The sequence below is a fragment of the Phaeodactylibacter sp. genome (genome assembly GCF_022763345.1).
Classification (GTDB): domain Bacteria; phylum Bacteroidota; class Bacteroidia; order Chitinophagales; family Saprospiraceae; genus Phaeodactylibacter.
In genome coordinates this window covers 26,779-43,069 of sequence record NZ_JALEGS010000055.1, presented here as the reverse complement: position 1 = coordinate 43,069, position 16,291 = coordinate 26,779, and the positions used below count along the sequence as shown (strand labels likewise).

Annotated in this window: 12 protein-coding genes; 3 read left to right on the top strand and 9 right to left on the bottom strand. The window is 49.4% G+C overall.

Features of this window, described 5'->3' with window-relative positions; genetic code table 11:
• Window positions 1–26: 26 nt before the first annotated feature.
• Together MRY86_RS15440 and MRY86_RS15435 are read right to left on the bottom strand one after the other, a co-directional pair.
• The gene (locus MRY86_RS15440) at window positions 27–839 is read right to left on the bottom strand and encodes a hypothetical protein (protein WP_293564710.1); all 813 of its coding nucleotides are present in this window, start codon (window positions 837–839) and stop codon (window positions 27–29) included.
• On the bottom strand, window positions 829–1,848 hold the full coding sequence (locus tag MRY86_RS15435) for a hypothetical protein (protein WP_293564712.1): 1,020 nt from the start codon (window positions 1,846–1,848) through the stop codon (window positions 829–831). Before MRY86_RS15435 ends, MRY86_RS15440 begins: the two co-directional genes overlap by 11 nt.
• Before the next feature lie 71 nt (window positions 1,849–1,919).
• Here MRY86_RS15435 and MRY86_RS15430 point away from each other — a divergent pair, with 71 nt between their 5' ends.
• Both MRY86_RS15430 and MRY86_RS15425 read left to right on the top strand, forming a co-directional pair.
• Window positions 1,920–3,938, top strand: a complete 2,019-nt coding sequence (locus MRY86_RS15430; RefSeq protein WP_293564714.1) for a glycosyltransferase — start codon at window positions 1,920–1,922, stop codon at window positions 3,936–3,938.
• Between the two features lie 34 nt (window positions 3,939–3,972).
• Window positions 3,973–7,134: a hypothetical protein gene (locus tag MRY86_RS15425; protein WP_293564716.1), complete on the top strand. Its 3,162-nt coding sequence runs from the start codon at window positions 3,973–3,975 to the stop codon at window positions 7,132–7,134.
• 67 nt (window positions 7,135–7,201) lie between these two features.
• Here the strand turns inward: MRY86_RS15425 and MRY86_RS15420 are convergent, their stop codons facing one another.
• The 5 genes from MRY86_RS15420 to MRY86_RS15400 form a co-directional block, all read right to left on the bottom strand.
• Window positions 7,202–7,585 (bottom strand): hypothetical protein, encoded by a 384-nt coding sequence (locus MRY86_RS15420; protein ID WP_293564718.1) that lies wholly within the window; start codon window positions 7,583–7,585, stop codon window positions 7,202–7,204.
• Between the two features lie 118 nt (window positions 7,586–7,703).
• Window positions 7,704–9,038 carry an FAD-dependent oxidoreductase gene (locus MRY86_RS15415; RefSeq protein WP_293564720.1) on the bottom strand — a complete coding sequence of 445 codons (1,335 nt, stop codon included), beginning with the start codon at window positions 9,036–9,038 and terminating at the stop codon, window positions 7,704–7,706.
• Between the two features lie 12 nt (window positions 9,039–9,050).
• On the bottom strand, window positions 9,051–10,184 hold the full coding sequence (locus tag MRY86_RS15410; RefSeq protein WP_293564721.1) for an acyl-CoA dehydrogenase family protein: 1,134 nt from the start codon (window positions 10,182–10,184) through the stop codon (window positions 9,051–9,053).
• Complete coding sequence (locus tag MRY86_RS15405) at window positions 10,184–11,683, bottom strand: amino acid adenylation domain-containing protein (RefSeq protein ID WP_293564723.1); 1,500 nt, start codon at window positions 11,681–11,683, stop codon at window positions 10,184–10,186. The genes MRY86_RS15410 and MRY86_RS15405 overlap by 1 nt, the downstream gene beginning before the upstream one ends.
• Complete coding sequence (locus MRY86_RS15400) at window positions 11,667–11,930, bottom strand: acyl carrier protein (RefSeq protein ID WP_293564725.1); 264 nt, start codon at window positions 11,928–11,930, stop codon at window positions 11,667–11,669. Before MRY86_RS15400 ends, MRY86_RS15405 begins: the two co-directional genes overlap by 17 nt.
• Window positions 11,931–12,551: 621 nt before the next feature.
• Here MRY86_RS15400 and MRY86_RS15395 point away from each other — a divergent pair.
• Window positions 12,552–14,312, top strand: a complete 1,761-nt coding sequence (locus MRY86_RS15395) for a sodium:solute symporter (RefSeq protein WP_293564727.1) — start codon at window positions 12,552–12,554, stop codon at window positions 14,310–14,312.
• Window positions 14,313–14,400: 88 nt separating this feature from the next.
• Here MRY86_RS15395 and MRY86_RS15390 read toward each other — a convergent pair whose 3' ends face one another.
• A complete protein-coding gene (locus MRY86_RS15390; protein WP_293564729.1) occupies window positions 14,401–15,276 on the bottom strand; it encodes a mechanosensitive ion channel family protein in 876 nt (291 codons plus the stop codon).
• 112 nt (window positions 15,277–15,388) lie between these two features.
• Window positions 15,389–15,994: a hypothetical protein gene (locus tag MRY86_RS15385; RefSeq protein ID WP_293571613.1), complete on the bottom strand. Its 606-nt coding sequence runs from the start codon at window positions 15,992–15,994 to the stop codon at window positions 15,389–15,391.
• Window positions 15,995–16,291 lie beyond the last annotated feature (297 nt).

Genomic DNA, 16,291 nt, shown 5'->3' with positions numbered 1-16,291 from the left:
GTGGGCAACCGGGCCTTCCCAGCCACTTAGACTAGCTGTTCTTCGGTGTAATAATCTAGATAGCTGCCTCCAAAGCGAAGCAGGCGTTCAGCAATGTTTGATCTAATTGAGTCATCATATATAGCATTCCGGTTTTTGTTTTCGAGAGGATGGTGAATACCTGAAGCTGAGGGCACAAGATGATTCAGCACTGCCCCATTGCTTTCGACAATATCCTCGTAGCGAACGATCTGATCTTTCCGAAGCAAGCGGTAAGGGAGGTAAAGTTCATGCAGCAGGCGCACCTGCCGGTCCAGTAGGTCAGGTATGCATTCTAATTCTTCAAACAGCGCGGGGCGCAGCCCTTTAAGCACCGTCAGGTTGCCTTTGGAGACCGGCGCCTGAATGGTATTCCAGGAGGCAATCGTGGAGACAGGATTACGTATAATTGTGTAAAGCGGATAGAGCAGGTTGAGGGGCTCCAGCAAAAAGGTAAAGTGCGCATTCTGCTTGATGATCAACGTGAAGTCTGGCTGAAGAGGCTTGTCAAAATGGATCCAGTCTTTTTTAACGGTACTGGCTCGTTTGCCCTGCTCCGCCTTACCAAAGGGGTTAGAGGGAATGGCGCCGGCTTTGACTTTGGACAAAGCCTTACCCTCTGTGAGCAGGCTCTGCCGCATGGCTGCGAAAAACTGCTGTGTTTCCTCAAGGCCCTGTTCCTGGCTCTGAAACATTCCCAGGTTCATGGGTTCATGCAGCGCAATGGTGTTCGGCAACTGATTGAGTAGGAAGCAACTCAATGTTGTGCCGGAGCGCGGCGGCCCGGTGAGGATGATATTTTGACCCGTATTATTGTCCATATTCGAAAAGCGATTGATCTGCCCAAAGCGCATCTGTCTGGTGCAGCAGGTCCAGCATGGATTGTTTTTCCTTTTTGATGTCGTGGTTGGCGGTGATGGCCTTGGCTTGCCGAATGAAAGCCTGCCGCTCGTTGTCCGGCATTCGGAGCGCCCGCAGGATGGCTTCCAAGATGGCCTCCTCGTTGTACTCCGGCTGTATGCAGGTCTTCTCAGGAATGCAAAAATCAATATTCCCAACAGCGTAGGGACAGATGACGAGCTTCTCCAGGTACATGCCTTCCAGGGCCGGCAGGTAGAACCCTTCTGCGCCCCGGCTGGCATCCAGCGGCAGATAAGCAACGGTCTTTGCCCGGTTGAGGAGTTGGAGGAAATCCTGCCGGGTAGGCAGCAGGGGAGGGGTTTGCGCTTTGATCTTCCACTTGCGCCACCGCCATCGGTTTTTGCGTAGGAGGCGCTGCTCCAGCCGCTTGGCAAGGCCCGGGTTTTTTAACCCTACGATGAGGAGATCCAGATCGGGACTGGGATTAGGCTCAGGGAGTAAAGTAAAGTCAATGCTGTCCGGTATGAGGAACACGGGCCCGTTGACGCCGTGGTCTTCCAGTATTTTTTTGCCAATCGAACTCTTAGCGATGCGGATGGCGGGGTGCTTTAAAAAAGCGTGCCTTTTGTCCGCCGGATTGGTGTGCCTTGGCTGGGCGATATTGAGAATGGGGACAGGCGGGTGTTCCCGTTCAGCTTGGCTAAGGATATTCCAGTCATGGCCGGAAAAGAAGAGCACATCGTCCGGGCAAACAGACCATGAGGCAATGCCTTGTTTCCGAAAAGGGCGCCAAACGTTGCCCGGATTGTCTACCCAGAGCGTTGAGGGCGGAAAGTAGACCTTAGGCTCAAACTGTTCTGAAGCTTGAAAATGAACAAACGCATCACGCACCTTCATCTGACCACCACTGGTTCCGCCATTGGGCTTCGTCCAGGTCCGGTGAAACAGTACTCTGCGTTTATCAGCCATAGATTTACCATATTTTTAAGGTCATAAAATTAACTTTTTTAACTTAGGGCTCAGAAATAGATGCACGAAATATGATATGGCTGGCTTCATTCCCTCGTTCGGGCAATACCTTTTTTAGAAACATTCTGTTTGAAGTTTACGGGTTGGAATCAAGTACGTTCCATCGGGAAGACAACTATCCGATGGATGAAAACTACGCCGCCTATCCCTTTGTGAAAACCCACCTGCTGCCGGATCAGTTGCCGGAGGAACACCGCGCCGCGCCCAAGGTATACCTTGTTCGCGATGGGCGGGATGCGCTCGTTTCTCTGGCCCACCACCGAAAAGATATTATAGAACCGGGTACGGATTTCTACACCAACCTGCTGGAGGCAACCCTCGCGCTTGGGGGCAGCTACTTCGGTGGCTGGTCCGAAAATGTGAAGCAATGGACGGCTGAAGCGGATGTTATTATCCGGTATGAGGACTTGATTGAAGATCCGCTTCGCGAAGTGGAAAAACTCCGAAAAGTGGTGGACTTACCTGAGCCCAACCGGGAAAGATTGCCAACCTTTGAGAAGTTGAAGTTTGGACAGCCTCAGTACGGAAGCGGGGCTACCTTTTTGGCACAGGAAGAAGAAGTGGCTGCATTGGCCCAAAAGAACTTCAGGAAGGGGCGGGCAGGGGCATGGAAAGAAGAAATGCCTGCCACCCTGCTGCCTTTGGTCTACGAGCTCCACGGCAAAACCTTGGAGCATTTTGATTATTGGCGAGGACACGAGCCCGGAAAATCCCTGACACCGGTAAGGGTATTAATGGAAGCCAATAAGCTTTCAGATGCAACTATGGATGGAGTCCGCAGGTATCAGGTAGAGCTACTACAGGCATTGCAGGCATTGCAGTTTCAGCTACCCACTTTTTTTACCGTCGATTGCATGATAGGAGATACCATTAGACCTTTAGATGCGGTAATTGAAATGCTCAACAAGGAGGTCGAATCAGGCATAGAAAATGAAGTCACGGATGAAGACTTTCTTCAGGAAGAGGCACTCTCCGGATATGAAAGCCTTTTGCTTCAGTTTAAGGGGTGGCTTGCCAATAATATCCCCCTGTCCATATACGAACCGATGCGGCGGTTGTACACAAGGTCGCCTGCCCGTTCTATCCTGCATTGGCTGAGCATCAATATCAGGCGCTTCCGCTCACGGGCAGAGCGAAAGCGTATTATTCAATCCTACGACCTGGTTCATATCCCACTGCCTCAGAACTACTTTTTTATTAAACACTTTAAGTTGCCAGTCGTTGGGACCGTACACGATCTGACACATTTGGTCTTTCCTGAATTTCACGAAAGGCATAACATTAAGCTTTCTGAAGCTGGAATGCGGTTCCTGCAAAAGGTGAATGCCCGGATAATAGCGGTCTCCAACGCTACAAAACAGGATATTCTCCATCAGTACTCGATTCGGGAGAACGATGTGCAGGTGGTTTATGAAGCCGCAAACGGTGATTTATTCCATCCTATAAAGGACCCCGCACACCTCAGGCTTGTCCGGGACCGGTACCGAATACCGGAAGGCCCCTATCTGGTGAGCCTTTCAACTATAGAGCCACGGAAAAACCTTGCTAATACCCTCGCCGCTTTCATTCAGCTTAAATCTACCGGAGGAGCCTACGAAGACTTAACCTTTGTGGTGTGCGGAAAACGCGGCTGGAAGGTGGACGCTCTTTACGACAGGGAGCATCCTTATGCTTCCTCCATCTATTTTACCGGTTATGTAGAAGATGAGGACCTTGCTGCGTTGTACTCAGGTGCAAAAGCCTTGTGTTATGTGGCCCATTACGAAGGGTTTGGCCTGCCGCCACTGGAGGCTATGCTTTGCGGTACGCCGGTGCTGTATGGCGACAACAGCTCCATGCCCGAGGTCGTAAGAGATGGAGGGATTGGCGTGGATGCAGGAAGTATAGAAGCCATCCGGGCAGGTATGGAACAGATACTACGCGCCGATGAAGCCGCTCTGAGAAAGACCGCCCTGCGCCGGGCCAGGGGGTTCTCCTGGCTGCGAACGGCCTATGAAACCTTTTTGACCTACCAGCAAGCCCGAAAATAAAAATCAACGACAAGCTCCCAAATATTAAACAAGTATGAAAACTCCAGTATCACAAACCCCCAACCGTACCCTAATCAGCGTATTCAGTATCATCTGGGTGCTGTTGGTGCTAATTGCTTACCTGGGGTTTCATCCTTATTACTTTACCAGCCTGGTGATGATACCCAATACAGACCTGATTGCTGCCAACACCGTCATTGCAGCAGGCGCCTGGGCCTGGTGGGTTTTCAGCGGGAAATCTGGCCGGACCCGTAAGGTGAATGGACTTCAGGTCTACGGATTGTTTTTACTCTTTCAGGTGGTCACGATGCTTGTATTCAACAACCGGTACAGCATTTTTGATACCCCGGCCGGGCTTTGGCGCTTTTTGGGGATAAATGTTCTGGTACACGGCGGTTTGTTTTTGCTTTACACCCTGGCCTACGTAGCCGGTCAGCCAGGAGTATCTTTCCTGTCCAACCGTCTCTCAAAAGGCACCACAAGCCTGCTCCGGGTTGCTATCGGTACTAGTTTTATCGGGATAGTGGTATTTTTACTGGGGGCTGTTCATCAACTCACTCCTATGGTTGCCGGAATTATGGCCCTTGGGGTTTTAGGGTGGCGTTACCGGGAGGTTTGGAGTCTCTGGCAGGGTACTTTACTAAAACGGCAAGCCTATAAATACAAAAATCGGTGGATGCAGCTGCCAATATTCTTTCTGCTGAGTACGCTTGCAGTCAATGGGATTGGAGCGGTCAAGCCCTTTCCCACTGGCTTTGATGGTGCAGCTTTGTATATGAATACCACTCAGCTAATCATTGATTACAAAGGGCTGATCGAAGGCGGGCAGGCCTACTACTGGCAACTTGTCCTTAGTCTTGGAGAGGTGCTGTTCGGGAAAGCGGTATTTTCAATCGGCATTGCGCATTTTTCCTTCCTACTGGTGCTGTTGGCTGCATTTAGGTTAGCCCGGCTCCTCTTGAGCAGAAGCTGGTCCTGGGCAGCTGTTGGGCTGCTGGCCTTAAACCCCAGCCTCAGTTTTCACTACCTTTACGATGAGAAAGTGGACCTGGGTTTTACCTTCATCACCCTGGCGGCAGTCCTTATGCTGATTGAGTTCTGGACGGGGACTGCCAAGCCTGATACTACGGATGGACCTTCCGCCAAGCTGCCCTTCGGCCTTTCGGCAACTCAGTGGATGCTGCTACTCACAGGGTGGCTGCTGGGCTTCGCCTTTGGCATTAAGTACACCGGCTTACTCGGTATTGTGGCCCTTTTTACCGTGATTGGCTACCGGCTTGGAAATTATTGGCTGGCGATGAGTATCGTTACTGGTTTTTCCGGAGTACTTTTCCTGTTCGGTGGAAATAATTTTGGCTATTTCCCTTTTGGGGAAACGGCACCCTACGTTCCAGGGCTGATTGGTTTGGGAACAGGTGTTGTACTGTTGGTGCCGGCATGGATGAAGGGGATAAACCTTAAAGCCTTACTAGGGGCTTTCTTTCTTTCCGGAGGGGCTGCTTTATTGTGTTTTGCGCCATGGGGTATTCGCAACTTGTCTGCCAATGGGAATGTGGGGGTTCAGACGATGCTGGAAGCCCCTTTTCCGACTCCGCAGATAAAAGTCGAATCACAAGAGGTGAGCTACCCGGAGAGGTTACTGGAGATCATCAAAAAACGTGCTGCTGACCAGGATGTTAGCCTTTCCTCTAAACAACAGGAGCAAATTGTAGGCTTCCTGCAGCAGTCGGGAGTTACGGGCCCTGAAAATCTGGACCGTACCCAGCTCCTGAGCTTTTTGAAAGAACAAGTAATCCTGCCCGAACAGCAGGAGAAAATTAAGGCGATGCGGTTGCGCCTTGCCGACCTTGATGGCAGTGAGCCGACGATAGGAGAAGCTGCTGAAGAACCAACTGAAGACTTGTTGTTCTCAGCCGGCGCTCTGGCAAAGCGGGAGGAGATTCAGCGTTATCTGGGGTATGAATCAGGTTTGCCCCTTTATGCCTCCCTGCCTTACGATTTGACCATGAATACCAATATTTTGAAGTCACAATACATCGATATTGGAATTTTATTTCTGGTTTTGTTCCCCATTTTGTTGTTTTCAGAAGGGAAAAACAGGCTCATTCCGAACTTAGCCCTGTTTGTGCTATCCATACTCCTGTTTTTGCTTGGAGTATGGACGGTAGACCATCAAGAAGGGTTGACAGTAGTGCAGGAACAACTATTACGGAGCGCCCCGCCTGCTTACGAAAGTTTTGTGAATGGTATATGGGGCCCCTTTAACAATACATTATTGCTTGCTGCAAGGCCATTAGCGTCAATATTTGAGGCCGCATCAAACATGGCTTTCTCCGGTGTTTTTGCCACACTGCTTTTGCTGGGCGGTTTAACAGGTTGGCTGCTTAAAATCCGCTGGAAAGGCAGTGCCGAGAAAGTCCGCTATCTGCTTTTATTCACGATCGCTTTTGGTGGACTTTGGCTGCTTATTGGCAGCGGCATTACCTGGTACGGCTTTCCAATGCTGGTTACCTTAATGATTTGTCTTGTTTATGGAGCGCAGTCTACGGGCTTTGAGTACAGAAACGTTCGGTCATGGGCAGTAGGCGCGACGCTGGCTGCTTATATTTTAATGAGTTATGCTTTAGTTTTTATATCTGCTTTGCAGCCTCCCAAAAATGCAGGCCTAATCTATCAGGAACCGGCCCTGCGGTCTTTTGGGGAAGGTTTAAATGCTACGGAAACCTTGTCATCTTTTAAGCCATATCTTGGTGAAGCCATTGATTACATCAATCAAAACGAAGAAGACAAAGTCTACCGGGTAGGCACTTTCTTCAACTATCACATCAATTTCAATGATCGCCGCGTACTGGAGGACAATCAGCTTGGCAAATATGACGAGATAATGCGGGCACTGGATGGAGAAGAAGATGCTTTTATCGATGTACTCAAAGCAGAGAGGTTCCGTTATATCCTGTTCGATATGAATACGGCTAGTCTGGACCGTACCCCTGAAAAGTCCCTCACAGAAAAAACCCGGCGTTTTTCCCAAATGCTGTTCACCTCCCCCAAAGTCCGACTCATATTTACGGATAATGTGGTGAAGGGCGAACCCGGTGAGACCGTACCGCTGGGGAAACATCGTATTCCCGGGCGGGCGGGTATTAGAGGGGAAACAGTTTACAGAGGGAGTTATCTTTTGTTTGAAATCAATTAGTGGGGCCAACCAAGAAAAAAGAGGGAAAAGCCAGTATGCCAGCTGATCCCTCTTTGATGTATTTGGATTACCTCTTTTTTATTGAAGCCTTTTGTTCATCCGTCAGGATTTCTGTTTGCACCTTCTGGAATATCTCTGCTCTTTTCGCTTTAAGATTTTCTGCTGTTAGGTCGTTTTCACGTATTAGTTGCTTTAAGGCTGTTTCTTGATCTGCAGATAACTTAATCCCCCGTCTGTCAAATCCTTTCTTGAGTTTGTCAAAAACGAAATCCTCTGTAGATTGGTCCTCAGGAATGGCAATTTGAGCCTTATCAGGATTAGGCTTGTCATTAGTTGACTCTGTACTAGCTGTTGTTTCTGTTTTACTATTGTTGTCTGGTGCACCTTCTGAGCAGGACACAAGAAAAATGCCCAGCATAAATGCAGAAAACAAGATTAATGACTTCTTCATTATCTTTGATTTTGTATGGATGATTAAATGAGCATCAAAATAACTCAATTCCTAGCAATCAAACCGAATACGATGAGGATTTTTGCTAGTATCTCCTCTTTCATTGAGATATTGTCTACTAGGGCATTAGGCATACCTCGTTCATTTTAGCCTCTTCACCATGACCGGTCAGGCTTTTAAATTTCTCGATCATCTCTGCACTTTTGAGCGTAGATATTGCCTTAAGGTACCGCTCATGGTTCTTAAAGAAATCACCGGCTAGGATCAGGTGCAGTATGGAGTAGGCGGTTTCAAACTTCCTGAAGCCAAAGTTCCGGTCTACCGTAATGTCAGAGAAGGCAATGGAGTTAGGCTCATAAAAGGTACAAATGAGTTCTTCCACCACCTGATAGCCGCCGGAAATATCCTTGTAAGCCTCTTCAAGGCGCCCTTTGCCATTGCCTTTCAGCATTTCATCAATCCCGCCTGAAACCAGCTTCGCACTCATCATACCCAGGTAGATGCCGCTGGAGAAGATGGGATCGAGGAAGCCGCTGGCATCGCCAACGATGGCAAACTGATCATCAAATTTTTTCTCGCTGTAATAGGAAAAATCACCATTACTGGCTACTTCGTCGATCATTTTGGCACCCTTCAGGACAGACATTACTGCCGGCGAAGACTGCACTTCCTGTAAATAGAGGGCTTTTTCCCAGCCATCACGCCCGTGCTCGGCCATCAGCCGCTTGCGCTCCTGTTTGGCATAGCTCATATTGAGCGCCACACCGATGCTCAAGCTGTCTTTGATCGGGATCATCCAGATCCAGCCCAGCTTTTCGCCGCCCAGGTGGACAATTTTGATGTTGCCATTAGCCAGACTGGCGTCGAGCTTCGTATCTACCCAGTGCGCCGATAGCGCTTGCCGCACATTTAGCCGCTTAAATGGCTTTTGTGTGCCGAGTTTTCGTGCGACAAAAGCATTCTGCCCACTGGCATCCACCAAAAAGCGGGCTTCAAATATTTGCGGGGCACCGTGATCAATTTCAACAGTGACTTTGACGCCCTGCGGCTCAAAATCCACAGCCGTTACTGCTGCGCCCTCGATAACGGTGGCGCCATTCTTTTCACTGTTTCTCAGCAACAGATCGTCAAAGTGGGCACGGCGGGCATGAAAGGAAAGGGCCTGCGGACCATCAATGACCCGGTTGAAACACCAATGTGACTCCTGGCTGGCATCCGTATTGGAAAACGTGACACCTGGCTTTCGGGTAAAGCGGGCTTTCATTTCTTCCAGCAAACCCAGTTCTTCAAAGAGGTCGTAAGTGAAGGGAAGCATGGACTCGCCAACGTGTTCGCGTGGGAAATGCTCTTTTTCCAGCACAAGAACGTCATATCCAAGACGGGCGAGGTAAGTTGCTGTGGACGAACCACTTGGCCCGCCTCCAATAATGATGATGTCTGCTGAAGTGTTCATGATGAGATGGTTTTACAGCCCTATCGACTGAGCTATGATTTGTTTTTGAATTTCAGATGTGCCAGAGTAAATAGTGCTGCTAAGTGCATCTGCCTGCGACCGGTTAAAGTCATCATCAAGATATTGCTTTTCCCCTAAGCAGTTGCAAAGGGCTACTGTCATTTTTTTGTACAATTCACTGATGAGGAGCTTAGAGGAAGCTGCTCCTCGCGGATTAGCTTTCTTTTGGCTCAGTTGCCAGGCCTGAGCGTACCCATTGAGCCTTATAGCATCAAGCTGCGCCTGCCAGTAGGCGATTTCCTGTCGGGTTGCCTCGCCAAAGGTGCCCGCATCGGTGTTTTTGATCAGCCGGACCGCTTTGTCGAGCAGCCGTTGCATATTTCCGATATGTGTAGCGCCCAGACAAGTTCTTTCCCATTCCATAGAGCGGTTGAAAACCAATGCGCCCCGCCCTAACTTTCCGATAACAAAACGATTTTCCACAGGGGTCTGATCAAAGAAAATATCTCCCAGCGGACAAGTATGCAAGCCTGCCTTTTCAAGAGGGGCACCGGTGGAAAAGGGGTGTTTTTTACGGTCGATGAGAAAGGCGGTAATGCCGCCCATGTGCGCCCGTTCAGGGTCATTGGCAGCGTAGGCAACCAACACATCGGCAACTGGTGCATTACTGGAGAAACACTTGTTGCCGTTCAGCATGAAATCTCCGGATTCAAGCGGCATGGCGGTTGTTTGCATACGAAAGGCGTTGGAGCCTGATGCTGGCTCGGTCATCGCATTGGCAGCAGTGAGTGCCCCATTGGATAAGCCTGGAAGGTACTCCGCTTTGAGTTCTTCCGTCCCAAACAACCAGACCGGCACTGTACAGGCCAGCAAATGGGCGCTAATGGCAAAGTTGAAGCCGTTGTCTTCGGAATGATACCCCAGGGTTTCAAGTGCCAGGAAAACATCCATTGCATCCAGCCCACGCCCACCGTATGTCTCCGGGATGGCGAGCCCCTGCAGCCGTTGCTCACCGGCTTTTGTCCAGGCTTCGGAGGGGAACGTTTTTGCACTGGGGTCAAGCAGTGGAGCCAGCTCCTGCCTGATGAATTCGGCAAGGGAAGACTGAAGTTGCTGCTGCTTTTCCGACGGTGCAAAAGTGTACATTATAGCAGTTGCTTTAGGGCCTGATAGTCGGTTTTCTGGCTGGAAGTCTGTGGGATTTCCGGCAGATGCACAAACCGGTCAGGCAGCATGTATTCCGGTATCCGGTCTGCCAGAAACTCCGTCAATAGGGTATGGGGCAGCGGGCCTTCCGGAGCTACATAAAACACCCATATCGCACTTACCGATTGTTCTTTTTCCAGTGCAAGACAGGCCGCCTGCGCGATGGCTTCATGTTGATGCAGAGCAGTTTCAATTTCGCCCAGCTCAATGCGGTAACCCCGCCGCTTTATCATTCTGCCTCTGCGCCCGTGGTACAAGAGATCGCCATTGGAATCGACTTCTACCAGGTCTCCGGTTTTGTACCACATTCGTCCCTGGTGCGCTACCAGGGCCTGACGGGTCTGCTCCGGCATGCCCAGGTATCCGGCCATTACAGAGGCGCCGGCCACCAGAAGCTCTCCGTTACCCGTGAGCTTATCGCTAATGCTCCCGTCCTCCTGTAGTATGGCGCACTGATCATAGGGGCAGGGCTGTCCGATAGGATAGGGGGCCTGCCGGTCGTCTGTACCGGTTGGCGGCAGTGGATGCCAGGTGCAGACGTTGGTTTCGGTAGGGCCGTAGAGGTTGTAAAACTTGGCAGCAGGCCATATTTCCTGTAGGGCTCTGAGTGCCGGAATAGGAAAAACTTCCCCCGCAAATAGCACCTGACGGAGTTTGCTGTGATCGTACCGGCTGGCTTTTCCAAACCGAGGCATTAATTGGAGAAGGGTAGGAGTGGCATAAATCGTAGTCACACCATATTCTGCTATATAGCTGCTGAGGAGCAAAGGGTTTTTTGACTCTGATGGCGTAAGGAGCAAAAGTGTACAGCCCGCACTCAGTCCGGCAAAGATATCAAAGATGGACAGGTCAAAGTGCAGAGGCGCAATGGAGGTAAGCGTATCCTCCGGCCGTAATACAAAAGTGTCGCGAGCCCAATCCACAAATGCCCGGGCCGCTTTGTGCGTTACCATTACGCCTTTAGGCAGACCTGTTGAGCCTGAGGTATAAAGCACATAGGCCAGCCCTTCTGGCCCGCTTAAGACGGATGCCTCTGCAGAAGACCGGTACAGGGCAAGTCCGTAGAATGTACGGAAAGGAATGACCAGTGCCGGGAAAGGGTTTTTAACGTCCTCTCTGGTCATAATAGCCTGAGCCTGACTTTGCTCAATGATGAATCGATTCCGTGAATCAGGCGCATCCACATCCAGTGGCAGATATGCAAGGTCTGCCATTAATATACCCAGGATGGCAGCGATGGCTTCCGGCGATTTATCCAGGTAAAGGGCTACGATACTGCCCTTGGGCAGGGAAAGTGCCTGAAGGGCAAGGCTTATCTCGTATGCCAGATTATGGAGTTGGCCGTAAGTGAAGTTCCTTTTTTCAATAGGAAACTGAATCGCGATACCTTCGGGGTTAGTTGCTGCCTGATGAAGAATGCTTTTATGCAGCCTTTGCACTGACTTGTTTGTGATTGACAAATGCCTCGATAATATTTATGGAGTCAAGGTTTTCCGCTGTAACCTCATGCGGCTCAAAGCTGATGTTGAAGGTTTTCTCCAGATACTCTACCAGCATGAGAGAAGAAATGGAATCCATAATACGATCACTAACAAGCAGCGTGTCGTCTTGCAGTTCTTCAGGTTGTAGGGGGAGATTTAATTCTGTCAAGAGGTACTCCCGGAGTTGGGTTTTAATTTGTGCCATTATTAGTTATGATTTGTTTTAACTTGTTCAGATATAAGTTTAAATATCCGAACAATTGTCGCTTTGCTTCCAAAAGTATTTATATTCCGGGAATTTGCAAAGGAAGCGAAGTTGCTTTTGAGGGGCTAATGCTGCTCCATATTTCAAAAGGTAACGGAACAGAGTAGAAAGAATTTAACAATGTGCCGTGCCCAAACTAGCAGTCAGTAGAAGTTTTCAAATCTACAGCAATTCAGCAAACGCAGCCTTATCTATTTTGAATATTGTCCAAATTTGGTGCATTGGGAACAAAACCGGGGCATTATCTGTATATACAAATAAGCAGCAGCGAATATTCTCTAATTTCATATTAGTGTAAAAACTAAAGGAAATTGGTGAATCTGTTAAGATTGCTTTAACATTTAACTTGTTTTCGTTAACTTTGCTATGCAATAATTGTACAACCGGGGCGCCAACCTCTGAAAATATATAAGAATGTATATTTCGAAGAAGGCAACTTCTTCTTAATAACAGTCGGGTGATTTCTTACAAGAGCGGGTCTTTATGACGCCGCTCTTTTTTAGCCCATGCCTCTGTGACCAAATTTTACTAAAACGAACGTTAAACTAACCAAACTAAATTATGGACCAATTCCAGCTCAGTGGGCTCGACATCGGTATCATGCTCGCCTACGCCGTACTGATTATCGGGTACGGTATCTACCATGGTAAACGCGATAGTTCTGAAGATTACTTCCTGGCCGGCAGAGGCATGACCTGGCCGATTGTGGGGATTGCTTTGTTTTCTGCTAATATTTCCAGTTCCACCCTCATTGGCCTGGCCGGAGATGCCTACAAAACCAATATCCACGTCTACAACTACGAGTGGTTTGCGGTGGTAGTTCTGATTTTCTTTGCCATCTTCTTCCTGCCGTTTTACCTGAAATCGGGCGTATACACCATGCCCGAGTTCCTGGAAAAGCGGTACGACCGGAAATCACGGTACTATTTCTCCTTCATTACCATCGTCGGTAATGTCATGGTGGATACGGCGGCGGGCCTTTATGTTGGCAGTATTGTGCTGAAGCTGTTGTTCCCGGCATTGCCCTCCTGGCAAATTATCTTATTGCTGGCCATTGCCGCAGCGGCCTACACCATTCCCGGGGGGCTTAACTCTGTGATTCAGACCGAAGTCATACAGGCGATTCTTCTAGTCATCGGCTCTTGTTTGCTGACCTACTTTGCCTTTCAGGAATTTGGTGGCGGATGGGGCGATATGATGGCTGCCCTCACGGAGCGCCTGCAATCGGGGAGCGTAGCCAGCGTGGAAGCCGCCCGGGCCGCCGGACATTTTGCGCCCAGTACTGCTGAGGAAGCCTTTAGCCTGGTTCGGCCGGGCAATGATGAGTTTATGCCCTGGTACGGCTTGCTTACCGGTGTGCCATTGCTTGGGTTCTATTTTTGGGCCAACAACCAGTTCATGGTACAGCGGGTGCTCGGTGCGCGCGACCTCAACCACGGCCGCTGGGGTGCCCTCTTTGCCGGATTGCTCAAACTGCCGGTCATCTTTATCATGGTAGTGCCGGGTGTGCTGGCCCTGCTGGTCTACAACGACCTCGATATTTCCGGTTTGAATTACATTACCGCAGATGGCACCCCTTGTCAGGACCTTTCTGAGTGCGCCAACCTGACTTATCCGGTATTGCTGATGCAACTGCTGCCTTCCGGTATCCTCGGGCTGGTCGTCGCTGGTTTGCTGGCCGCGATGATGTCTTCCGTATCTGCGACTTTCAACTCCGCCTCCACGCTGATCACTATGGATTTCGTGCGCAACATCAAGCCGGATATGACCAGTAAGCAGTTGGTCCGTGCCGGGCAGATTGCAACGATTATACTGGTGGTACTGGCTGCCGCCTGGGTACCTTTTATTGAGAAGGTGTCCGACTCGCTTTGGCAGTACCTGCAGCTGGTGATCAGTTATACAGCGCCTCCGGCAGTAGCCACCTTTGTCCTTGGCCTGTTTTGGAAAAGAGCCAGTGCCAGAGGGTCAATTGTGAGCCTGTTGTTTGGCTTTGTCTTCGCGGTGATTATGCTCATACTAAAGGTCTACGTAGGCGGGCTGCCCGAAGGTGAAGCCCCGGCCGGCTGGATTGCCGCCCTTACTGATATCCACTTCCTAACCATGGCTTTCATCATGTGGATACTTTGCCTGATCGTGCATGCTCTGGTGAGCCTTTCTTCTCCCGCTCCAACTGAAGAGCAGGTCAATAGCCTGACCTGGAACCGCCGATTGTTCCGGGAAGAAACAGAGGAACTGCGTAGCTTGCCCTGGTACCAAAACTATCGCTACCTGGCGATTATCCTGCTGTTGATTACGGCTGTGGTGGTGGGGTATTTTTGGTAGTGGGTGATCTGCCGCCGGCGTGCGTACTTGGTGTTGGCGGCAGATTTACCACCCTATCAACACAGCAAGCTTTCGAAAGGCGCGTATTCTAATTTTTCATCAGCTGCACAGGAATAGGCTTCCCTTCCTGGTAGATTTTCAGCTCAACAATATCAGCGGGGAGGCTAAATCCGTTTTCGGTTAAATTCAGAAGAATGCTGTTCATGACTTCTGTTTTCAAACGGGCTATTTGGCCTGTGAAATTATAGGAATTGATCCAGTAGAATACGCGGATGTTCACCGTGCTCGTACCGAATTCTTCCAGTAGCATAAAGGGTTCGAGGTCATTTCCCTGCTCGATTCGCTGATCAGCTCGTATGGACTTTAGAATAAGCCGACGGGCTTCCAGGATATCATTGCCGTAATCGATGCCAATCACGAAATCGTGCCGCAACAGCCCATCGCGGGTGTAATTGATCAGAGGGTTTTTGATCAGCATGGCATTAGGGATAAATATATCTTTCCCTTCAAAGGTCCGGATGTGGGTGTTGCGAAAATTCAAGGCTTTTACTATGCCGGTCAGGCCTTCGACCTCAATGTAGTCGCCGGTTCCAAAGGGCCTGCTGAAAGCCAGGAAAAAGCCGGCAAGAAAGTTCTCTCCGATATCTTTAAAAGCGAAGCCTAAAATTATAGCCGATACACCTGCGCCAGCTAGCAACCCACTTGCTGTTTTGCCAAGACCTATTTGATTTAAGAAAATGGTGATCCCACAAATCAGGAAAACCAAGAAAATCATCCTCCCGATAAAATTCACCAACAACCGGTCTTCCACCCGCCTGGAAAGCCTTTTCTGGGTAACCGAACGCAGAAATATCCCCAGAAACGTAAATGCAATCAACATCAATATGCCCAAGGCAATCTCCGGTGATTGATCAATTAGGGAGTTTTGAAATTCCTCAAACGAGGAAACGAATTCTTGCCACATGTTCTAAAATTTGGAATATAGGATTAGGTGCCCCTTCTTTTTGTTGAACCCGGGATGATACCGATAGTTTGGTTTGGTGGCGAATTCGTCTTTTCAGGTATTAAATTCTATTCTAAGGCTTAGCAAGCGCATACTGCGCCCCCAAGTTAAGCCCCGCTTTCAGCCACCTTTTTTGCAGTGTTCCAGACCGTACCTCGTTGTCTCCAAAGATTTGAAAGGTTCCCTGTGCAGATTCAAACCTGGAAACAACAACACTGGTGCCCAGGAATAGCTTCCACCGGCTTTGACCAAGGGTGCGGCGGTAGGCGAGCTGGATTTCAGGGGCGAAGGCGATATCGTTAGCGTCATTGATGGTCAATTCAGAATCGAAAAGGAGTTCGCCTGGGCTACCATTGAAAAGGACACCATGACCTAGCACAACATAACCCCGCACAAAGTAAGCCGCCTGAAGCCCCAACTGCACCCAAAAGCCATGCTTCTCATTGAATGACCGGTCATACCGCATGGCAGTGAGCAAGGCAAAGTGGTAGATGCCTGCATTAATATAATTCTCAGAATACCCCGATCCAAAGCGGTTGAAGTCCTTATCTATGTAAGCGTTTAGTTTATAGGAGTCCACTCCAAAGGCCAGCCCATTCACCCACCGCCAGTGTTCGGATAGCGGCAGGGCATGGCGCAGTTGGAATTCGAAGGTTGGTGATGCCCCTGAGTTTACCACGCCGCTTCCGCTTATAGGTAATGGGTGATCCCTATCAATCCACACGGCATCACTCCGCCCAGCCAGCAAATGAAGCTCCAAACTGGAGGACTGCTGGGCGGACAGCTGAGGTAGGTAAATGGCAAATATGGAAAAAGACAATAAACCATAATATGCCCGGGAACTTATTAATGTAAAAACTCGAAAAATGAAATCATCGTATTTTTTCTTAAATAGAGTTTTCCTCTTCATTTTTTGTAATTTATTGGTCTCAAAAATGGTTTAAAACCCCGCACTTTAATGCGGACATTTCATTTT

Excerpts from the sequence above, each read along its gene's own strand:
- MRY86_RS15440 (WP_293564710.1), bottom strand. The coding sequence starts at position 839 with ATGGACAATAATACGGGTCAAAATATCATCCTCACCGGGCCGCCGCGC.
- MRY86_RS15435 (WP_293564712.1), bottom strand. The coding sequence starts at position 1,848 with ATGGCTGATAAACGCAGAGTACTGTTTCACCGGACCTGGACGAAGCCC.
- MRY86_RS15430 (WP_293564714.1), top strand. The coding sequence starts at position 1,920 with ATGATATGGCTGGCTTCATTCCCTCGTTCGGGCAATACCTTTTTTAGA.
- MRY86_RS15425 (WP_293564716.1), top strand. The coding sequence starts at position 3,973 with ATGAAAACTCCAGTATCACAAACCCCCAACCGTACCCTAATCAGCGTA.
- MRY86_RS15420 (WP_293564718.1), bottom strand. The coding sequence starts at position 7,585 with ATGAAGAAGTCATTAATCTTGTTTTCTGCATTTATGCTGGGCATTTTT.
- MRY86_RS15415 (WP_293564720.1), bottom strand. The coding sequence starts at position 9,038 with ATGAACACTTCAGCAGACATCATCATTATTGGAGGCGGGCCAAGTGGT.
- MRY86_RS15410 (WP_293564721.1), bottom strand. The coding sequence starts at position 10,184 with ATGTACACTTTTGCACCGTCGGAAAAGCAGCAGCAACTTCAGTCTTCC.
- MRY86_RS15400 (WP_293564725.1), bottom strand. The coding sequence starts at position 11,930 with ATGGCACAAATTAAAACCCAACTCCGGGAGTACCTCTTGACAGAATTA.
- MRY86_RS15395 (WP_293564727.1), top strand. The coding sequence starts at position 12,552 with ATGGACCAATTCCAGCTCAGTGGGCTCGACATCGGTATCATGCTCGCC.
- MRY86_RS15390 (WP_293564729.1), bottom strand. The coding sequence starts at position 15,276 with ATGTGGCAAGAATTCGTTTCCTCGTTTGAGGAATTTCAAAACTCCCTA.